At 65.3% G+C, this 16417-nt stretch carries 17 protein-coding genes and 1 pseudogene; 13 read left to right on the forward strand and 5 right to left on the reverse strand.

What is annotated here, in order from left to right:
- Positions 1 to 15: 15 nt before the first annotated feature.
- Positions 16 to 651, forward strand: a complete 636-nt coding sequence (locus tag FB388_RS17410; protein WP_142102216.1) for a DUF47 domain-containing protein — start codon at positions 16 to 18, stop codon at positions 649 to 651.
- Complete coding sequence (locus FB388_RS17415) at positions 652 to 1647, forward strand: inorganic phosphate transporter (protein ID WP_142102218.1); 996 nt, start codon at positions 652 to 654, stop codon at positions 1645 to 1647.
- A 6-nt stretch (positions 1648 to 1653) separates the two neighbouring features.
- Here FB388_RS17415 and FB388_RS41080 read toward each other — a convergent pair whose 3' ends face one another.
- Together FB388_RS41080 and FB388_RS41085 are read right to left on the reverse strand one after the other, a co-directional pair.
- Positions 1654 to 2187 (reverse strand): amidohydrolase family protein, encoded by a 534-nt coding sequence (locus tag FB388_RS41080; RefSeq protein ID WP_342787911.1) that lies wholly within the window; start codon positions 2185 to 2187, stop codon positions 1654 to 1656.
- Positions 2188 to 2320: 133 nt separating this feature from the next.
- A pseudogene (locus FB388_RS41085) lies at positions 2321 to 3202 on the reverse strand (amidohydrolase family protein); the annotation flags it as partial.
- 801 nt (positions 3203 to 4003) lie between these two features.
- Here FB388_RS41085 and FB388_RS17425 point away from each other — a divergent pair.
- Complete coding sequence (locus tag FB388_RS17425; protein ID WP_142102220.1) at positions 4004 to 5128, forward strand: hypothetical protein; 1125 nt, start codon at positions 4004 to 4006, stop codon at positions 5126 to 5128.
- Between the two features lie 1640 nt (positions 5129 to 6768).
- Here the strand turns inward: FB388_RS17425 and FB388_RS17430 are convergent.
- Together FB388_RS17430 and FB388_RS17435 are read right to left on the reverse strand one after the other, a co-directional pair.
- A complete protein-coding gene (locus tag FB388_RS17430; protein ID WP_142102222.1) occupies positions 6769 to 7302 on the reverse strand; it encodes an rRNA adenine N-6-methyltransferase family protein in 534 nt (177 codons plus the stop codon).
- An 8-nt stretch (positions 7303 to 7310) separates the two neighbouring features.
- Positions 7311 to 8534, reverse strand: coding sequence for a helix-turn-helix domain-containing protein (locus FB388_RS17435; RefSeq protein WP_142102224.1), 1224 nt, complete (start codon positions 8532 to 8534; stop codon positions 7311 to 7313).
- A 207-nt stretch (positions 8535 to 8741) separates the two neighbouring features.
- Between FB388_RS17435 and FB388_RS17440 the strand changes: the two genes are divergently transcribed.
- The 3 genes from FB388_RS17440 to FB388_RS17450 all read left to right on the forward strand — a co-directional run bounded on the left by FB388_RS17440 (position 8742) and on the right by FB388_RS17450 (position 10174).
- Positions 8742 to 9083, forward strand: coding sequence for a hypothetical protein (locus tag FB388_RS17440; protein ID WP_142102226.1), 342 nt, complete (start codon positions 8742 to 8744; stop codon positions 9081 to 9083).
- A 40-nt stretch (positions 9084 to 9123) separates the two neighbouring features.
- On the forward strand, positions 9124 to 9456 hold the full coding sequence (locus FB388_RS17445) for a hypothetical protein (RefSeq protein WP_142102228.1): 333 nt from the start codon (positions 9124 to 9126) through the stop codon (positions 9454 to 9456).
- Positions 9457 to 9583: 127 nt separating this feature from the next.
- Entirely contained in the window at positions 9584 to 10174 is a 591-nt protein-coding gene (locus tag FB388_RS17450; RefSeq protein ID WP_142102231.1) for a hypothetical protein, read from the forward strand.
- A gap of 7 nt (positions 10175 to 10181) precedes the next feature.
- On the opposite strand, the gene FB388_RS17455 is transcribed toward FB388_RS17450, so the two are convergent.
- Positions 10182 to 11558 (reverse strand): IS256 family transposase, encoded by a 1377-nt coding sequence (locus FB388_RS17455; RefSeq protein ID WP_142102488.1) that lies wholly within the window; start codon positions 11556 to 11558, stop codon positions 10182 to 10184.
- A 138-nt stretch (positions 11559 to 11696) separates the two neighbouring features.
- On the opposite strand from FB388_RS17455, the gene FB388_RS17460 reads away from it, so the two are divergent.
- From FB388_RS17460 to FB388_RS17490, 7 genes are all read left to right on the forward strand, one after another.
- Positions 11697 to 12008: a hypothetical protein gene (locus tag FB388_RS17460; RefSeq protein WP_142102232.1), complete on the forward strand. Its 312-nt coding sequence runs from the start codon at positions 11697 to 11699 to the stop codon at positions 12006 to 12008.
- Between the two features lie 150 nt (positions 12009 to 12158).
- A complete protein-coding gene (locus FB388_RS17465) occupies positions 12159 to 13004 on the forward strand; it encodes an FtsK/SpoIIIE domain-containing protein (RefSeq protein ID WP_342787912.1) in 846 nt (281 codons plus the stop codon).
- 308 nt (positions 13005 to 13312) lie between these two features.
- Complete coding sequence (locus FB388_RS17470; RefSeq protein WP_246122012.1) at positions 13313 to 13555, forward strand: hypothetical protein; 243 nt, start codon at positions 13313 to 13315, stop codon at positions 13553 to 13555.
- On the forward strand, positions 13552 to 13839 hold the full coding sequence (locus tag FB388_RS17475; RefSeq protein ID WP_142102236.1) for a hypothetical protein: 288 nt from the start codon (positions 13552 to 13554) through the stop codon (positions 13837 to 13839). The genes FB388_RS17470 and FB388_RS17475 overlap by 4 nt, the downstream gene beginning before the upstream one ends.
- Before the next feature lie 208 nt (positions 13840 to 14047).
- Positions 14048 to 14419, forward strand: a complete 372-nt coding sequence (locus FB388_RS17480; protein WP_142102238.1) for a hypothetical protein — start codon at positions 14048 to 14050, stop codon at positions 14417 to 14419.
- Between the two features lie 100 nt (positions 14420 to 14519).
- Entirely contained in the window at positions 14520 to 14873 is a 354-nt protein-coding gene (locus tag FB388_RS17485; protein WP_142102240.1) for a hypothetical protein, read from the forward strand.
- Positions 14874 to 14879: 6 nt separating this feature from the next.
- On the forward strand, positions 14880 to 16394 hold the full coding sequence (locus tag FB388_RS17490) for a replication initiator (protein WP_142102242.1): 1515 nt from the start codon (positions 14880 to 14882) through the stop codon (positions 16392 to 16394).
- Positions 16395 to 16417: the final 23 nt, after the last annotated feature.

The raw sequence follows: 16417 nt of genomic DNA on the forward strand, positions 1-16417 counted from the left end.
GAGTAGAACCTGCGGATGGCACTCAGGTTGACGCCACATGAACGGGGCTTCTACCCGCTGTTCACCCGGGCCGCGGAGAACATCGCCCGTGCAGCCGACGACCTCGCGGCACTCGTGGCCGCGCCGCCCTCCGAGCGGGCCGAGCTCGCCAGGCGGGTGAAGGATGCCGAGAACGCGGGCGACGCGCTCACCCACGAGATCCTGGTGAAGCTCAACAAGACGTTCGTGACCCCGTTCGACCGCGAGGACATCTACCGCCTCACCTCGTCGCTCGACGACGTGATCGACGCGATGGAGGAGGCCGCCGACCGGATCGTGCTCTACCGGCTCGGCGACCTGCCGGCCGGCATGAAGACCCAGACCGACGTCCTGCAGCGCGCGGCCGCCGCGACCGCCGAGGCGATGCCGCAGCTCGTGACGATGTCGAAGCTGCAGGAGTACTGGGTGCACGTCAACTCCCTCGAGGACGAGGGCGACGTCGCCTACCGCGCCCTCCTCGAGGAGCTGCTCTGCCCGCCCGGCGACGTGGACGCGGCAGGCGTGCTGACGATCCTCAAGATCAAGGAGGTCATCGACTCCCTCGAGGAAGCGGCCGACGCGTTCGAGACGGTGGCCAACACCGTCGAGAGCATCGCCGTCAAGGAGTCCTGAGTGGAGCTCGCCACGATCATCGTGGTGATCGTGATGGCCGTCGCGTTCGACTACACCAACGGCTTCCACGACGCCGCCAACGCCATCGCGACCTCCGTCGCCACGCGGGCCCTCACCCCCCGCGCCGCGCTGATCATGGCCGCGCTGATGAACCTGGTCGGTGCGTTCCTCGGCACCGCGGTCGCCTCCACGGTCGGCAGCGGCATCATCGACCCACCGCAGGGGATCTCGGGCCTCGTCGTGGTGCTCGCGGCCCTCGTCGGTGCGATCGTGTGGAACCTCATCACGTGGTGGTTCGGCATGCCGTCCTCGTCGTCGCACGCGCTGATCGGCGGGCTCGTGGGCGCCGCGCTCGCCGCGGCGGGCACGGTGCACTGGAGCGGCGTGCTGGACAAGGTCGTCATCCCGATGGTGCTGTCACCGATGGTGGGCTTCCTGCTCGCCGGGCTGCTGATGACCGCGTTGCTGTGGACCTTCCGGAGGGCCTACCCGCAGCGGCTCAGCCGCGGCTTCCGCTACGCCCAAACCCTCTCGGCCGCCGCGATGGCCCTCGGACACGGCCTGCAGGACGCCCAGAAGACGATGGGCGTGATCGTGCTGGCGCTCGTCGTCGGCGGCTACCACCAGGGCTTCGAGGTGCCGTGGTGGGTGGTCCTGCTCGCGGCGGGTGCGCTGTCGGCCGGCACCTACGCCGGCGGCTGGCGGATCATGCGGACGCTCGGGCGGCGGATCATCGACCTCGACCCGCCTCGCGGGTTCGCCGCGGAGATGACGGCGTCGGCGGTGCTCTACACCACCGCCTTCGCGTTCGCCGCCCCGATCTCGACCACGCAGACCATCACCTCGTCGATCCTCGGCGTCGGCGCCACGAAGCGGCTCTCCGCGGTGCGGTGGGGTGTGGCGGGCAACATCGTCGTGGCGTGGGTGCTCACGATCCCGATGGCCGCCTTGGCCGCCGCACTCTCGTTCTGGGCGCTGCACCCCCTCCTGCAGTAGCTCCCCTCACGCGCCGCGGACGGCCCGGCCCGGCAGCGCGCCGGTGTCGAGCACGCCGTCGCGCACCACGAACCGGCCCCCGACCAGGACGTGCCGGATGCCCTCCGACGGGCGGGTGGTGTCGGTGTAGGTCGACCGGTCGGACACGGTGTCCGGGTCGAAGATCGTGACGTCGGCGTCGCTCCCCGGCTGCAGCCGCCCCTTGCGGCGCATCGCGGGCGCCGCCGGCTGCACGATCCGCGCCGGCACGAGCGTGCAGCGGCGCACGGCCTCCGGCAGGCTCAGCGCCCCTTGCTCGCGCACGAGCAGCCGCAGGGTGCGGGCGAACGTTCCGGCTGTGCGCGGGTGGGTCGCGACCCGGGGCGGAAGCGGCCAGGCCAGCGGGTCGCGCGGGCCCGCCGTCCACTGGGGCGCGATCGCGTCGCTCGCCACCGCGGCGTCCGGGAAGGCGAGCGCCCGCTGCACGACGCCGAACGCGGCCGGGTCGGACTCGTCGACCTGGTGCACGAAGGCGAGCGCGCCCGGATCCTCCGCGCGCACCCGGCGCAGCTCGTCGGCGTCGGCGATGCGCCTGCCGAGGGCGAGGTGGCCGATGGAGCTCGGGGTGAGGCCGCGCCGGTGCAGCAGGCGCGAGGAACGCGGCCCCGATCCCGGTCATCCCGGCGCCGTACGGGTAGGCCTCCGTGGTGACCGCCGAGCCCTCGCCGCGGACCCGCTCCACCAGGGCCAGCACGCGGTCCACGTGCCGGCCCGACGTGCTGTTGAGGTGGCAGTAGTGCATGTGCGCACCGGTCTCGCCCGCCGCGCGCACGATCTCCTCCGCCCCGTCGACCGCGACGTGCGGGTCGGCCTCCACCAGGTCCCGGGCGTGGGTGTAGGTCGGCACGCCGTGCCGCGCGGCCAGCGCCGCGACGGCGAGGTACTCGGCGGGATCGGTGCCCGGCGCGTACCCGACGAGCACACCGATCCCGAGCGCGCCCGCCGCCAGGTCGGCCTCGAGAAGCGCCAGGATGCGCTCGACGTCCGCGGGCGGGGCCGCGGCCTGCCAGCGCGGGTCGGCGACGTGGACGAGCAGCTGGTCGAGGTCACCGACCGCGGGCGCGCCGGCTAGGACGTGCATGCGGGCGGCCGCCCACGACGTCGAGAAGCCGTAGTTGACCGGCCGCCCCTCGGCGGCGGCCCGGCGGTAGGCCTGGTCCACCGGCAGGGCGCCCGCCTCGAGCTCGAGCGCGGTGGTGACCCCGTCGAGCGCCTGCAGCCGCTGGCCCGGGATGTCCTGGCTGTGGCTGTGCAGGTCGACGAACCCCGGGCACACGACGAGCCCCGTGGCGTCGACGGTGGTGGCTCCGGGAAGGGGCTGCTCGCTGACCTCCCGGACGGCACCGCCGGAGATCCCGACGTCGCGGACCGAATCGAGGCCGGACTCGGGGTCGATCACCCGGCCGCCGCTGAGGACGAGGTCGTACACGGTCGACACCCCCTGACCGTAGATCTCCGCTGATCCGTCTGCAGCAGTCCGCCGAGGGCTCTGACGTCGCACTGCCCGACAGCCCACGCCCGTAGGAGTTTGCGCTGCCCAGGGACCGTTGCTGTCGCTGTCAGCTGTCAACCCCGACCTTCGGTGCTGCCTGTAAGCCGGACCATGGCTTGATCCTGGGCATTGGTCGCAGCACCGCCCTGACCAGCGACTACGCCTTTCAGCAGTTGGCGGTGTTCACCAGCTTGTTGTGGGCTCCCGTGCCCCCCGTGTGCCCCGCGAGATGATCTATCTGGCGAAGCTGGCCTTGACTGCCAGGACGGCGAGCTAGGCGCAACTGCTGCTCTGCGGGCTGCGATGCCCGTTCGGACGGACGTGCGAGGTGGGCACTGTCTGCTCCCGTGCAGGACGTGTGGTCCCCGGCTCTGGTCCCCACCTTGTAAGGCCTCGACTGCGCGCCACACCCATGTCTAGCCGACGCGCCGACCGACTCCCCCTGCAGTTGGCTGTAGTAGTTGGTTGCAACGAACAGCATGCGGACCGCACGCGGTGTCTAGTGCTACTCCGGCATCGACGACGTAACGCTGGCGGCCGCACCGCGACGTCTTCACCGTGAACGAGTCTCGGCCGGAGAATGACACCTCAGTAGAGGATGGGTGCCCAACACCGACTGCACACAAGCGGCTACATGAAGGCCATCGCTGGTGGCACGGATGTCTTTCCTCTTACGACAACCCGCAAGAGTTTCAAGTCAATTTGAATGCATGTTTGCAGGCTTTGCGCAATGTAACCTGGGTCCTACAGAAGGAACACGACCTAGTTCCCGACTTTGTCACGTGGTACCCCGCGTGGCAGCAACAGATGAAGGACGATCCATTGATGAGGTGGCTCGTCAAATCTCGCAATCGTGTTGTCAAGTCTGGAGATCTAGACCTCCATTCGACTGCCCGTCTCCGCTTAGTGGAGAGCTATTACCACATGGCCGACGCGTTCGACGAGAGCATGCTGAGTCGGGATACCGAAGCTGAAACCGTTAAGATTGTTCCGCCAAGAACGATGCCGAGTGAGTATGCAACGTATCTATCAGGGCTTCCTGAAAGGGCACTCGCCAGCAAGCTCATACTTGCTGAACGGCGCTGGGTCGATAAGGCACTGTCGAATTATGAACTACTGGACGCGCTAGCGCATTGCTATGGCGTTCTAGCCAATCTTCTGGCCGATGCACATCAGCGAAAAGGGGGTGCAAGCGCAGGCACTGCACGCCTTCTGCACGAGGGTCGATTGCCTTGCATGGTTACAACGCTTGACGTTCGTACGGCACATTACCGCGTCACTGATGGCTCTCTAGTTACTGTAATGGGCCGAGGAATTGCCGAGATAGGCAACTTTCGAAGCACGGCAGTCCGCCGATACAAGACTCAGCTACCGGAACTTATTGATGCGGCGCAGCCGCAGTCTGTAATCGATCTAGTCGACCCGATCTTTACGCAAGCGAAGAATGTCCTATCGAAAGACAAGACCCACAGCCACATAACAATGCTCTACCGCGGCACAGAGCTCATCGATGTCAGGCAAACTCTATTTTCGGACCGGGCGGATAAATATGTATACGCCAGAGATCTCGCGAAGGCCGTACTGATGACCGGAGCAGACGGAGTCATTACGATCGGCGAGATCTGGCAATCAAAGGTCACTCTTGATGATCAAGGCGTCGTACTTCCACCGGCCGAGGTGCCCGACCGATTGGAAGCTCTTGAGGTTTATGCAGAAACCTCAGATGGATCTATCCGAGCTAAGTATGCATACTTCCGAAAGCGCTTCGGAAGGATTTCGTATTATGGAGAACAAGAGATAACTGAGTCGCTTGAGAACAATATGTACGCTCCAACTCGCGCTGTCTGGGGAAGCAGATCCAAGGAGCGCGAACAGGATGCAGCAGAGAAGTTCGTCGAGAATGTGCGAGAGGCAGCGGATTCCGACAATCTAACTGATCCAACGAATTAGTTCCAATGTGACAGAGGTACCTATCATGCGTCGGCAAGGCAGTCCGCTCGGCTCATCACCGCGATCCTGGCCGGGTCCTTTAGATGATCACGAACTGTCTGCCCAGGTAGGGGGGCTGACCAGGCATGATCGCTGCGTGTGATCCGCTGACCTGCGTGCGTATACGTTAGCGCTGGCTGTCGGCGTTGATCGGTCCGTGGGCGTCCCACGGGCCTGAGGACGGCTTGATCTTGGGCGCACCGGCGCCCCCAGCCCGAACTTGTGGCGATGCAGCTTCGCATAGACTCTCTCTACCTTTCGGGAAGCGATGGAGGCGGATTCCGGGCGTGACCCTCAATATTACAGTCGTGTCATCGTGGCTGATTGGGCAGACCTCTGATTTCAAGCTATTTCGGTCAAACGGCAACCGAAGAGATTATGACGATTCCAGCCAGAAGCAGGTTGTCATAAAGTATCCCTCTTGGGCCGGACTCCTTTGCTACACTGGAGTAGCGGAGCACGACAGTCATAAGACTGCGGAGTGGCTCATCGAGATGCTGACTCATGATGATGGTAGACATAGGACACCAAACGGTATTACGAAGATCCTCGCAAAAGAAGGTAGTAGTTGGCTTCGTTCAGTGCCTCGCAAGTATCGGTATCACACATTTACATTGACCTACTTCCAGAAGGGTGTACCGCATCTGCAGGTCATTTCCAACTTTCAGCGGGCAGCTGGACGAAACATCGACGAACCGCTAGATAGATTTATTGTTTCGCATTTTCGTCCCCGCGAGCCTAGGTGTATCGTTACCGGGACGGAAGTGTACCGCGTTAGCCCCTCCGTCACTAAACCGATAATGACAGCCGAGGAGCGAGCGCAACTCGAGAGGGCGATTACAGATACTTCGGATTTGCAGCGCTTCCGCAGAAGAATGGCCGAGGCGAGCAGGGGATGCGCTTCGCGCGCCCCACGGTATATTAGCCAGAACTGCGTATCATCCCACCTATTGCCGGACGGCTCTGGCGAAATGCAGTTATTTGGAAATATGAATGAAAAGTACCTCCCTTCGCTTATAGTTGCCGGGCATGATCTGTCACCTTCTGTTCCTCTAGCGCTTGAGCAGTCGGGGTCTCAAGACCTCCCGCACCGACTAGTTGGCGCGACATGGACTGCTGACCGGACTGGAATGGCGGCAATGGTGTACGCCGTGCGGGAGCTGCGACGGCAGACGGGTACTGGGTGGGAGTAGGGGCTCCCCCGGGTCTCATTCCAGTCTTCGCCCGATCCCCGCGATCGTGGCCCGCTCTTCACATGATCACGAGGTGTCAACCCGGAACCCCCGATCCCGCGACCCGACCACGGACCGAACCGGCCTATGTCTTGCCAGCGCGGCCCACCGGCGGGATCGGGGCGCGCAGCGGGGTTGACTCCTCGCGATCATGGAAGACGATGTGCGGCCAGCGGGGATGGCCACTACTCGCCGTAGTCCAGCTTTCCCCCATCGCCGGCGCATGGCCGGCGGCCCATAGGCGCACGGCCGCCCGTGAGCGGAGCGGCAAGGTAGCGGCCGCGCATGCCGTCCGGCGCAGTCCGGCCCGTCCCCGGCAGGGGACGGCTTGAAGACGTATAGAAAGTTCTCACCACGCAACCGCAGTGACTACGAGGCCCTCCCTGCTGCGCGCTTGTTGACGCGGACGAGGATGGACCGGGTTGGCTGCGAAGGCGTGAAGTCGTCGCCCTCCGTCGACGTCAGCAGGGAGTATTCGAGTTCGCCCGCTAGCGCGTCCAGTGGTTCAGTTGAGCTCATCGATATCACCGCAGTGCGGAATTCGATGTGCGGAAGCAGGGCGATCAATGACGGGGTTATCCCGTGGGGAAGATTGCTGAGCATCACATCGCAGGTTAATGCCCCGTCCCGCAGTAGTGTCACACCGTCCGCGTTGAGCACGACCGCGTGAGGGACATTCTGCTTTAATGAATCGATTAGGCGTCCGTCGAACTCGACTAGCGTCAAGCTCGCCGAGCGTGGTAGTGCTTGGGCAATCGTACCGACTCCGGCACCAATTTCAACGACCTTGTCGCCGGGTCGAATGTCGGCTGCATCAATAATAAGCGCAAGCTTGTCGGGCGCAGTGAGAAAGTACTGACCCTTTGATGGATCAGCGAGTGCCATCAGGGCCTCTTGGTTCATGAGTGGAATTATAGCGCGCTGTCGTCAAGTACGCGACGTAGATGCTCGCCTTCATCGTGGATGATCCCGGGGATTCGATTTCCGTCTACTTCGGAGGCCGTGGACAATGCGTCGCGAATTATGCGCATTGAGCGGTTAGATGCGACCTGCAGAGTGAGTGGCCGAAGCTGTTTAATTGTTTCCGCAGCAGCATCCCATGATCGCGACAGCGTCTGAGCTTTGAGCAGATAGGCTCGATGCAGATATTGGCTTCGCGTCTCGTGTGGAGGCGTCGCCTCTACGGAGAGTTCAAAGTGATCCAAGGCCTGACCGGTATCCCCGAGTGCTTGCCGGCACATTGCCTCGTGCCACTGAAGCTCGCGCTCGTCGATCCACCATGCCCAAGCGGGATCTGTGGCGCTGGTTCCGTCTTCGTACAGGGAACGAGCCTCTTTGATGAGCTGCAGGGCCGATGCGTCGCCGCCCTGCGCCAGGGCACGCGCCTTGCGGATCAAGAAGAGCGCCCGCACGCGTGGAGTCAGATGATATGAACCGTCAAGAACCGAGTTCGCGATATCAAGAGCTTCGTGGGGGCGATTGAGGAACCCAGCATGCATGCTTGCATTCTGCAGAGTAAGAAGCTCGATGCTCGTATCGCCAGCCAGACGCGTAAAATATAGCGCTTCCTGATTCATGCGGCGAACAAGATCATGCTCGTCCGCATCATAAGCAAGCCATCCAGTGATCTCGGCGAGTTCACCGGCCGTGGCGATGAGGTCTTTGCGAATGCTGGGCTGATGCGCACCCGTGCCGATGCTTTCATGGAGAGAGCGAAAGAGGCGCCCGCCAAGACGTGTGAGTTCGGCGCCCCCGTGGCGGTTATCCAGAGACACCATTGCCTGCATTGAACTCTTGATGTCGGCCAGGTCATCATTGCCCAAGAACGTGGCCATTCGCAGTTCAAGTGGGCCGGAGCGGAGCGTGGCCGGGTCGCGATTTGGTGCAGTGCCGGCTGTCCTGTCCGGCTCGTTACGGTGCGGATCAGGACGTAGACCGAGTTCTACCTCGGAAGCAAGGTAGAGCTCCTTGTACGCGCGTTGGTAGACAGGGCTCGGGCGGGAGATGCCACGTTCGTGTCGACGGACCATCTCAGCTGTGATGCCGATCCGTTCGGCAACCTCCTCCTGGGTGCCATGCTGAAGCCGGTATTCACGCAGGTGGGGACTGAAGGGAACACGCTTCGGGCGGGCCATGTGGTCGCTCTCCGGTCGCTCCTGGGCGGGTGATCTGAGTGTAGCGGGGACAGTGGTTGCTGCGGGGGGTTTTGGTTGAGGTCGCGCGAGGGGTAACTATTGGGGTTTCGCGACCTGGGGCACGTGGTCCTCCGATGGTCTCCTTGTAGTGCGTCCCCGACCGGAGGCGCACAACCTGCAAGTTGATCCAAAGGGAGCACAGCAGTCATGAAGCTCATCCTCGACACGTCCAACACGAAGTTCCAGCTCGGTGGCGAGTTCACGCCGCGTCTGGACAAGGACGGTAACCAGCGTCGGGACAAGAGTGGTGGTACGAACCTGCCCCTGTGGGCCGCGAACCTTGTGGCCTGGTCAGACGGGACTGTTGAGACGATTCTGGTGACCGTCGCCCTCGCTGAGGCTCCGAAGGTTTCCCAGGGTCAGTACGTGTCCGTTCAGGGTCTGCAGGCGATGCCGTGGGTGCAGAACGGAAACTCTCGGGTGGCGTTTCGTGCCGATTCCATCGTTCCGACCAGCAACGGGGCCGCTCCGGCTCCGAAGGCCAGCTGACCATCTACCGGACCTCTGGTCCACGGAAGGTAGTAGTCGCATGGCCGAGACCAATGGCAAGCCGGCGACCATGCCGGAATCCGCTGAGCGGAAGGCCGACCAGTACCGGCCTGATGCCAGCACGCAGAAGGTGCATGACACGATCGCTCATTCGCTGAGTGATGTCGTGCTCGCCTCGGTTCGTGAAGCTGACAAGTTCGTGAGCTTGTTCGACTTCTACGACAAGAAGGTGACCCTCGGGGTCCGTTACGGGCACCTGGTCGATGCGGCCGAGTGTCTGGAGATCGCCCTGACCCATCTGGGCCAGCTGAAGGCAGCGGTGTCCTACCGGCTGCTGATCGAGGACGAGCAGAACGGCCCGATTCCGTTCTGACAGATCGTCCTGCATGTAGGGCAGCGGTGGACACGGGACCGCCGGTTACCAGGCCGATGTGCGGCCCCGCGTCCACCTCTGTTCCCACTCACCACACCAACAAGGCTTTGAGAGTGAGGCATCCATCATGGCACGTACACGCTCGCGTGGCAGTGCACGACCGGGTCGTTCCGGCCGCACCAACAAGGCACACGCCCTGACCCCTGCGATCGAGTTCTTCACCCAACCCGAACGGCACTTGGCCTGGCGGGTACTGGGGTTCCTCGTCCGCGCCCGCGCGGAAATCATCATCGCCACGACCCTGCTGGTCGTGTTCGTCCAACTCCAGGCCTGGCTCACGCCTACGCCTGAGGACACCGGCACGCCGCCGGAGGCGGCACCGGTCATGGTTGACGAGCCACCGTGGCTCGAACCCCCACACCTCGCACTACTGATCATGCTCGGGGGGTTCACGGTTCTGCTCGTGATCCCGGCATCCCGCCGGTTCCTGATTCGCCGGGTCTGGTGTGTCATCACCCGGCACCGGATGCGGTCCTGCTTTGTGCAGTCCCGCACGATGACCCTCGACGGCAGAATGCCGTTCCTGCTGTGGTCCCGGCCCTCCCCCGTGGGGGAACGAGTCCGAGTGTGGCTCCCGGCCGGCCTTTCCGTCAAGGACATCGAAGACGACGGTGAACGCCTCGCGGGCCTGTCAAGAAGTCTGTGTAAGTCGATCTAGGAATCGGTCAGGTCAGGTAGGGGTTGATGCGCTCGGGGTAGGCCAGGGCGAGCGAGCCGAGGGCCTGTTTCCAGCCCTGGACGACGGCGCCTTCGACCAGCCGGCCCGGGGCCTTGCGTTCGTTGGCTGGTAGGCCCTTCTCCTTCGCCCGGGCGCGGGCGCGTTTGTCCTCAATGTCGCGGATCGCCAGCCACAGCAACTTGATCGCGGCGTCGTCGTTCGGGAAGTGCCCCCGGTTCTTGATGATCTTCCGAAGTTGGTAGTTCAGCGACTCGATCGCGTTCGTCGTGTAGATGATCTTCCGGAGCTCGGGTGGGAACGCCAGGAACGGGATGAACCGCTCCCAGGCGTTCACCCAGGTCGCCACGGCGGCCGGGTACTTCTTGCCGAGGCTGGAGCTGGCGAAGCTGTCCAACTCGGTGCGGGCGATCTCGTCGGTGGGGGCGGTGTAGATCGGCCGCAGCGCCGCGGCGACCTTCTTGCGGTCGGCGTAGGAGACGAACCGCATCGCCGCGCGCAGCAGGTGCACCGTGCAGGTCTGCACGATGCTCTGCGGCCAGGTCGCTTCGATGGCCTCGGGGAATCCGCTCAGCCCGTCGCAACACACGATCAGCACGTCCCGCACGCCGCGGTTGCGCAGCTCGGCGCACACCCCGGCCCAGAACTTCGCCCCCTCGGCTGCCTGCACCCAGATCCCGAGCACGTGCTTGACGCCGTCGAGGTCGACCCCGACGGCCAGGTGCGCGGACCGGTTGCGGACCTGGTGCCCGTCCCGCACTTTGATCACCAGCGCGTCCAGGTAGACGATCGGGTAGATCTCCTCCAGCGGGCGGGACTGCCAGGCCTTCACCTCCTCCAACACCGAGTCGGTGATCTTGGAGATGGTGTCGTGGGACAGCTCGGTGCCGATCGTGCGCTGCAGGTGGTGGGCGATGTCGCGCACGGTCATCCCACCCGCATACAGCGAGATGATCATCTCATCCAGGCCGCCGGTGCGCCGCGAACCCTTCGGCACCAGGCGCGGTTCGAACGTGCCAGACCGGTCCCGCGGAACGTCCAGGGCCACGTCGCCGACCTCGGTGGCCACCGTCTTCGGGCTGGTGCCGTTGCGCGAGTTCGGCGTCCCACGCCCGGCCGGGTCGCCTTTCTCGTAGCCCAGGTGCGCGGTCTGCTCGACCGCCAAGCCGCGTTCGAGCACCGCTTTGATCATCTCCGGGAGGAAACCACCATCGCCGGTCAAGGCGAGCTCGCCCGCATCGACCTGGGACATGAGCTGATCCAGCAGGCCGGCCTCGATCATGCTGTTCACCGCGTCCCGCGCGGTCACCGGCCCGGCATCATCGTCGGCGCCGAGAGGATGGCCAGCCCGTGGCTCACCGGTCATGGTCATCTGTGTACTCCTCAACTCAAGAGGATCTTGTTACACAGACCATCTGACACGCTCCGCCTCGCCGCCGCCTGCTGGGCCCACGAGGTCCGCATCGCGCCCACTCGCCATCAGGCCGCACTGGTGGTCGTCGACGTGATTCGACGTGACCCGCTCGCGGCCCGCACCGTGCTCACCCCCGCCGTCCTGGACGACCTCGACGGGGACGACACGTCACCGCGCTCCAGGAACGGTGCCACTGCGCCGCTCCCGGACCGCTCCACCCTGCAGCCCAACGCACCCGCGGACTTCCCGACCGTGCAAGCCACCCGCAACGGCACCAGCACCAACGGCTCGGGCCCGCGCAACACCGGCAAGACCCCGGCCACCACACCGGCCGGTAGCGCAAGCGACTCCGAACCATCCGTGACCGGGTTCGGAGGCGTGGACGTCAGCGACTACGTCTAGCCACACCACTCGCCCATACGGGCAGAACTCGTCTGATCGTCCACATCGGACGGGGAACGGGATGCGAGGACCACGCACCCCGACAGGGGAACCGCGCTCGCACCCCGCTTCTCCGCCAGCAAGGAGAACACCAACGACACCACGACACGCATGAAGGACACGATCACGATGACCCGCCCACACCGCCGCCGGCGCACCCGCCGCACCTGCCAACCGCTGTCGATCTACAGCCCGATCCACTTCGGGATTGACGAGAACGGCCTCCCCGTGGAGGTCACCCTGATGTACCGCAACCTGCTCATCGGAGGCGAACCCGGCTCCGGCAAGTCCAGCCTGCTCAACACCATCATCGCCCACGCCGCCCTAGCTTCGGACGTGAAGCTGTGGCTGTTCGACGGCAAGATCGTCGAACTCGGCTTGTGGCGTTCGGTGGCCGACGTGTTCGTCGGCAACAACATCCGCCACGCCCTGGACAAGCTCCGCGAGCTCCAGGCCGAGATGGACCTGCGCTACCGGCAGCTCGACGCCGTCAAGCGCCGCAAGATCGTCGACACCGATGGTCTGGACACGATCCTGTGCGTGATCGACGAGATCGCCTACTTCACCGCCACGATCGGCACCAAGGAAGAACAGGACGAGTTCCGCAACCTGGTCCGTGACCTCGTCGCCCGGGGTCGGGCCGCCGGAATCATCGTCGTCGGTGCCACCCAGCGGCCGTCGGCCGACATCATCCCGACCTCGCTGCGGGACCTGTTCGGGTTTCGGGTCGCCTTCCGCTGTACCACCGACTCCAGCTCGGACATCATCTTGTCCCAGGGTTGGGCCAAGGAAGGCTATTCCGCTAAGAACATCCGCCCGGAAGACATCGGGGTCGGATGGATCCTCGCCGAAGGCGGCCTCCCACGCCGATTCAAGGCCGCCTACCTGACCGACGCACAGATCGAAGCGGTCATCACCACCGCACTGCGTATTCGCGGCATCGACCCCGCCGCATAACCCACACCAGCAAGAACCATCCCGGATAGCACCCGCTATTCGGATCACAGGAGGAGTCTGCCCATGTTCACCCTGATCGTGACCGCACTCGTGGTCCTGGCCGCGCTCGGAATCCTCGTCCGGATCGCCGATGCGACCAGCACGGATTCCGTGACCACCTCACGGGCTCCCAGAGTCTCCGTGACGGTCCGGCCCTCCGCTCACCTGCGGGCCATCCGATGAGCGCCCCGACCGTCAACCCAGCCTTGACACCAAACCGACCCAACCGGTCCCGTCCTGGTCGGACCACCCGGGCCCGCCGGAACGTGGTGGAGAACGACGACTACGCCGCCTTCACCCGCCGCGTCATCGCCGCCCACGGTCGACGCATCGCCCGCGGCGACATCGAAGGCCTCGCCACCCTGGCCGGCCTCGCCGACGACATCAACACCGCCCTCCAGCAGGCCATCACCGGCCTACGCGCCGCCGGCTTCTCCTGGGCCGACATCGCCACCCGGCTCGGCATCACCCGCCAAGCCGCCCAGCAACGCTGGGGAGGCGAACCCTCATGACCACCACACCGCAGTACGTCCACGACGACTACCTGCAGCACAACCTGATGCTCGTCAAAACCGGCCGCAAATCACGGGCACCCGGCATCCGCCGCTGCCCCGACTGCGCCGAACCGTTCATTGACGACCACACCGGCCTCCCACACTGCCCGAACTGCCGCACCGGGCACCGCCGCCGCTGCGAAAGCTGCCGACAGCTCATCACCAACACCGCCGAAGGTGACCGGTACTGCCTGTCCTGCCAAAACCAACCCACCCTCTTCGAAACGGAGTTCACCCCATGACCAACACCCAGCTTCCGACCGAAGCCCAGCGATTCATCCTGGTCTGCTCCGCATGCCACGAACTTGCAGCCATGAAGCCACCCCGGGAATGGACCCCCGCGTGGGGATCTCCACCACCGCACTCCCATTGGGACGGCGAACCGCTCTGTGCGGTCATGACCCGCACCGGCTACCGGTCGGCCGAACCCATGCTTGTGGAGACCTGACCATGAGCATCGAACACAGCCGCTGCTACATCGTCACCTGCGATACCTGCCACGTCACGTTCGACGAAACCGGCGCCGACTACGTCGTCCATTTCGACACCCCTGATGAGGCCATCGGCTACATCACCGAACACGGCTGGACCCTCACCGAAGACGGGGAACCACGCTGCCACCGCTGCACCGCAGCCATCCACTGCGCCCGCGACGGGCACGACTACAGCCCCTGGCATCCCTGCGCCTGCCAAGGGCGCGTCCCGGATCACGCCCTCTACGGCTGCGGACTGTTCCGCTTCTGCCACGACTGTGATCACCACGAAACCGCCACCCTCGCAGACCTACCGACGGTCGAAGAGCCACACACCTTCGGTCGTTGACGGCGACCCCCACCCCCGGCCCACCCCACACGCCCACGTGATCAGGGAGTCCGGGGGTGGTGGTGACCGCCAACCACCAACCACCAGCAAGGAGAACCCCATGACCGCCACCCTCGACACCCCCGCCATCCCGACCACGACCACCGCCAGCGCAAGCACCACCGCGGTGCCGAACGCCCGTGGGGAAGCCGCGTTCCTGCGCGCCGAGACCTACAGCCTGACCGCCCGCGAGATCGTCTACGCCCTCGCCGCGCACCTGACCAACTTCGGCGACACCCTCGCCATCCAGGTGGTCGACCCCCTCACGGCGATCGACGCGCACATGCGGTTCAACGGCGACCTCACCGCCTGGACCCGCGGCCGCACCCCCACCGACGTGGCCGCCGTCCGCGCCCGCGCCGAGCAGATCGCCCGTGACTACTTCGGCACCTACTTCCCCGCCATCCCCTGGTAGCCGCCCATGCCCACCACTCAAGCTCTGTCCCTGCATGAGCGGAAACTGCTACGCCGCGCGAGCTCTGACCACCTCAACCGCTGGCTCGCCCACACCGCCAGCACCCGGGGCTGCCGCCGACCCGTCCGCCTCACCGGCTCCATCGACACCGTCGAACGCGCCACCGGCCGCATCCTCGACACCCGCCACACCGCCTCGGACATGCCCGATGGGGTGCTCTATGTGCCCTGCGGGGACCGCCGCGCCTCGGTCTGCCCACCCTGCGCCGAGACCTACCGCGCCGACACCTACCAACTCATCAAAGCCGGCCTCACCGGAGGCAAGGGCGTCCCGTCATCTGTGGCCGGGCATCCGGCCGTGTTCGCCACCCTCACTGCGCCCTCGTTCGGGCCGGTCCACTCCCGCCGGGTCAATCCCAAGACGGGCAAGGTCGCCCCCTGCCACATGCGCCGCTCCGCCACCCGCTGCCCGCACGGGAGGCTCCTGGTCTGCACCGCCCGCCACACCGACAACCACCCCTCGTTGGGCCGGCCGTTGTGCCTGGACTGCTACGACCACGCTCACCACGTTGTCTGGAACGCCTGGGCCGGCGAACTCTGGCGCCGCACCATGATCCGACTCGGTCGCAACCTCCGGCCGTACGAGCATGCCTACGGGATCCGGCTACGGGTCTCCTACGGCAAGGTCGCCGAATACCAACGCCGCGGAGTCGTTCACTTCCACGCCCTCATCCGGCTCGACGTCCGCCCGAACACCGACCCGAAGCGCGGCCCGGTCGGGGACCCGGATGCCATACTCGCCCCGCCAGCGGACATCACCGCACAGGACCTCGCCGAGCTCGTCGCCGCCGCCGCACAGTCCACCGGGTTCGACACCATCCCGTATGCGGACACCGGCCACACCTGGCCCATGCACTGGGGATCCCAACTCGACGTCCGCCCCGTCGGGAACCTCGGCACCGGACAGATCACCTCAGAGGCCGTCGCCGCCTATCTTGCGAAGTACGCGACCAAGGCCACCGAAACCACCGGCCTCCCGCCCACCGGCCGCATGACGGCTGAGGCTGCCGAGCACTACAGCGACGCCCACACCCACCTCGGACGTCTCGTCGCCTACGCCTTCCAGCTCGGCACCCTGCCCCAGGACTGGACCACCGACGAACAACAAGCGGAATGGCACGCCACCTGGGGCCGGCTCCGCCGCTGGACCCACATGCTCGGCTTCGGCGGCCACTTCGCCACCAAATCCCGCCGCTACTCCACCACCCACAAAGCCCTCCGCGCGCAGCGCCGGGCCTGGCACCGCCACCAGCACACCGACTGGCGCCGCCGCCACACCGACCGCCTCGAGCACCAACACGAACACGACGATGACACCACGTTGATCGTCTGCCAGCTCACCCTGGCCGGGATCGGCTGGAACACCACCGGCGACGCCCAACTCGCCGCCGACGCGGCAGACCGCGCCCGTGCGCACCGGCAGCTGGTGAAGCAGGAACGCACCACCGCACGACCCGCGTGACCCTCACCCACCCCCATGAATCA

The organism is Pseudonocardia cypriaca (genome assembly GCF_006717045.1).
In the GTDB taxonomy this organism is placed as follows: domain Bacteria; phylum Actinomycetota; class Actinomycetes; order Mycobacteriales; family Pseudonocardiaceae; genus Pseudonocardia; species Pseudonocardia cypriaca.

What these genes read in the sequence shown, in the direction of transcription:
- FB388_RS17430 (WP_142102222.1), bottom strand. Translation starts at nt 7,302, where the DNA reads ATGAACCAAGAGGCCCTGATGGCACTCGCTGATCCATCAAAGGGTCAG.
- FB388_RS17485 (WP_142102240.1), top strand. Translation starts at nt 14,520, where the DNA reads ATGACCGCCACCCTCGACACCCCCGCCATCCCGACCACGACCACCGCC.
- FB388_RS17450 (WP_142102231.1), top strand. Translation starts at nt 9,584, where the DNA reads ATGGCACGTACACGCTCGCGTGGCAGTGCACGACCGGGTCGTTCCGGC.
- FB388_RS17475 (WP_142102236.1), top strand. Translation starts at nt 13,552, where the DNA reads ATGACCACCACACCGCAGTACGTCCACGACGACTACCTGCAGCACAAC.
- FB388_RS17480 (WP_142102238.1), top strand. Translation starts at nt 14,048, where the DNA reads ATGAGCATCGAACACAGCCGCTGCTACATCGTCACCTGCGATACCTGC.
- FB388_RS17465 (WP_342787912.1), top strand. Translation starts at nt 12,159, where the DNA reads ATGAAGGACACGATCACGATGACCCGCCCACACCGCCGCCGGCGCACC.
- FB388_RS17455 (WP_142102488.1), bottom strand. Translation starts at nt 11,558, where the DNA reads ATGACCGGTGAGCCACGGGCTGGCCATCCTCTCGGCGCCGACGATGAT.
- FB388_RS17425 (WP_142102220.1), top strand. Translation starts at nt 4,004, where the DNA reads ATGAGGTGGCTCGTCAAATCTCGCAATCGTGTTGTCAAGTCTGGAGAT.
- FB388_RS17440 (WP_142102226.1), top strand. Translation starts at nt 8,742, where the DNA reads ATGAAGCTCATCCTCGACACGTCCAACACGAAGTTCCAGCTCGGTGGC.
- FB388_RS17410 (WP_142102216.1), top strand. Translation starts at nt 16, where the DNA reads ATGGCACTCAGGTTGACGCCACATGAACGGGGCTTCTACCCGCTGTTC.
- FB388_RS17445 (WP_142102228.1), top strand. Translation starts at nt 9,124, where the DNA reads ATGGCCGAGACCAATGGCAAGCCGGCGACCATGCCGGAATCCGCTGAG.
- FB388_RS17490 (WP_142102242.1), top strand. Translation starts at nt 14,880, where the DNA reads ATGCCCACCACTCAAGCTCTGTCCCTGCATGAGCGGAAACTGCTACGC.
- FB388_RS17435 (WP_142102224.1), bottom strand. Translation starts at nt 8,534, where the DNA reads ATGGCCCGCCCGAAGCGTGTTCCCTTCAGTCCCCACCTGCGTGAATAC.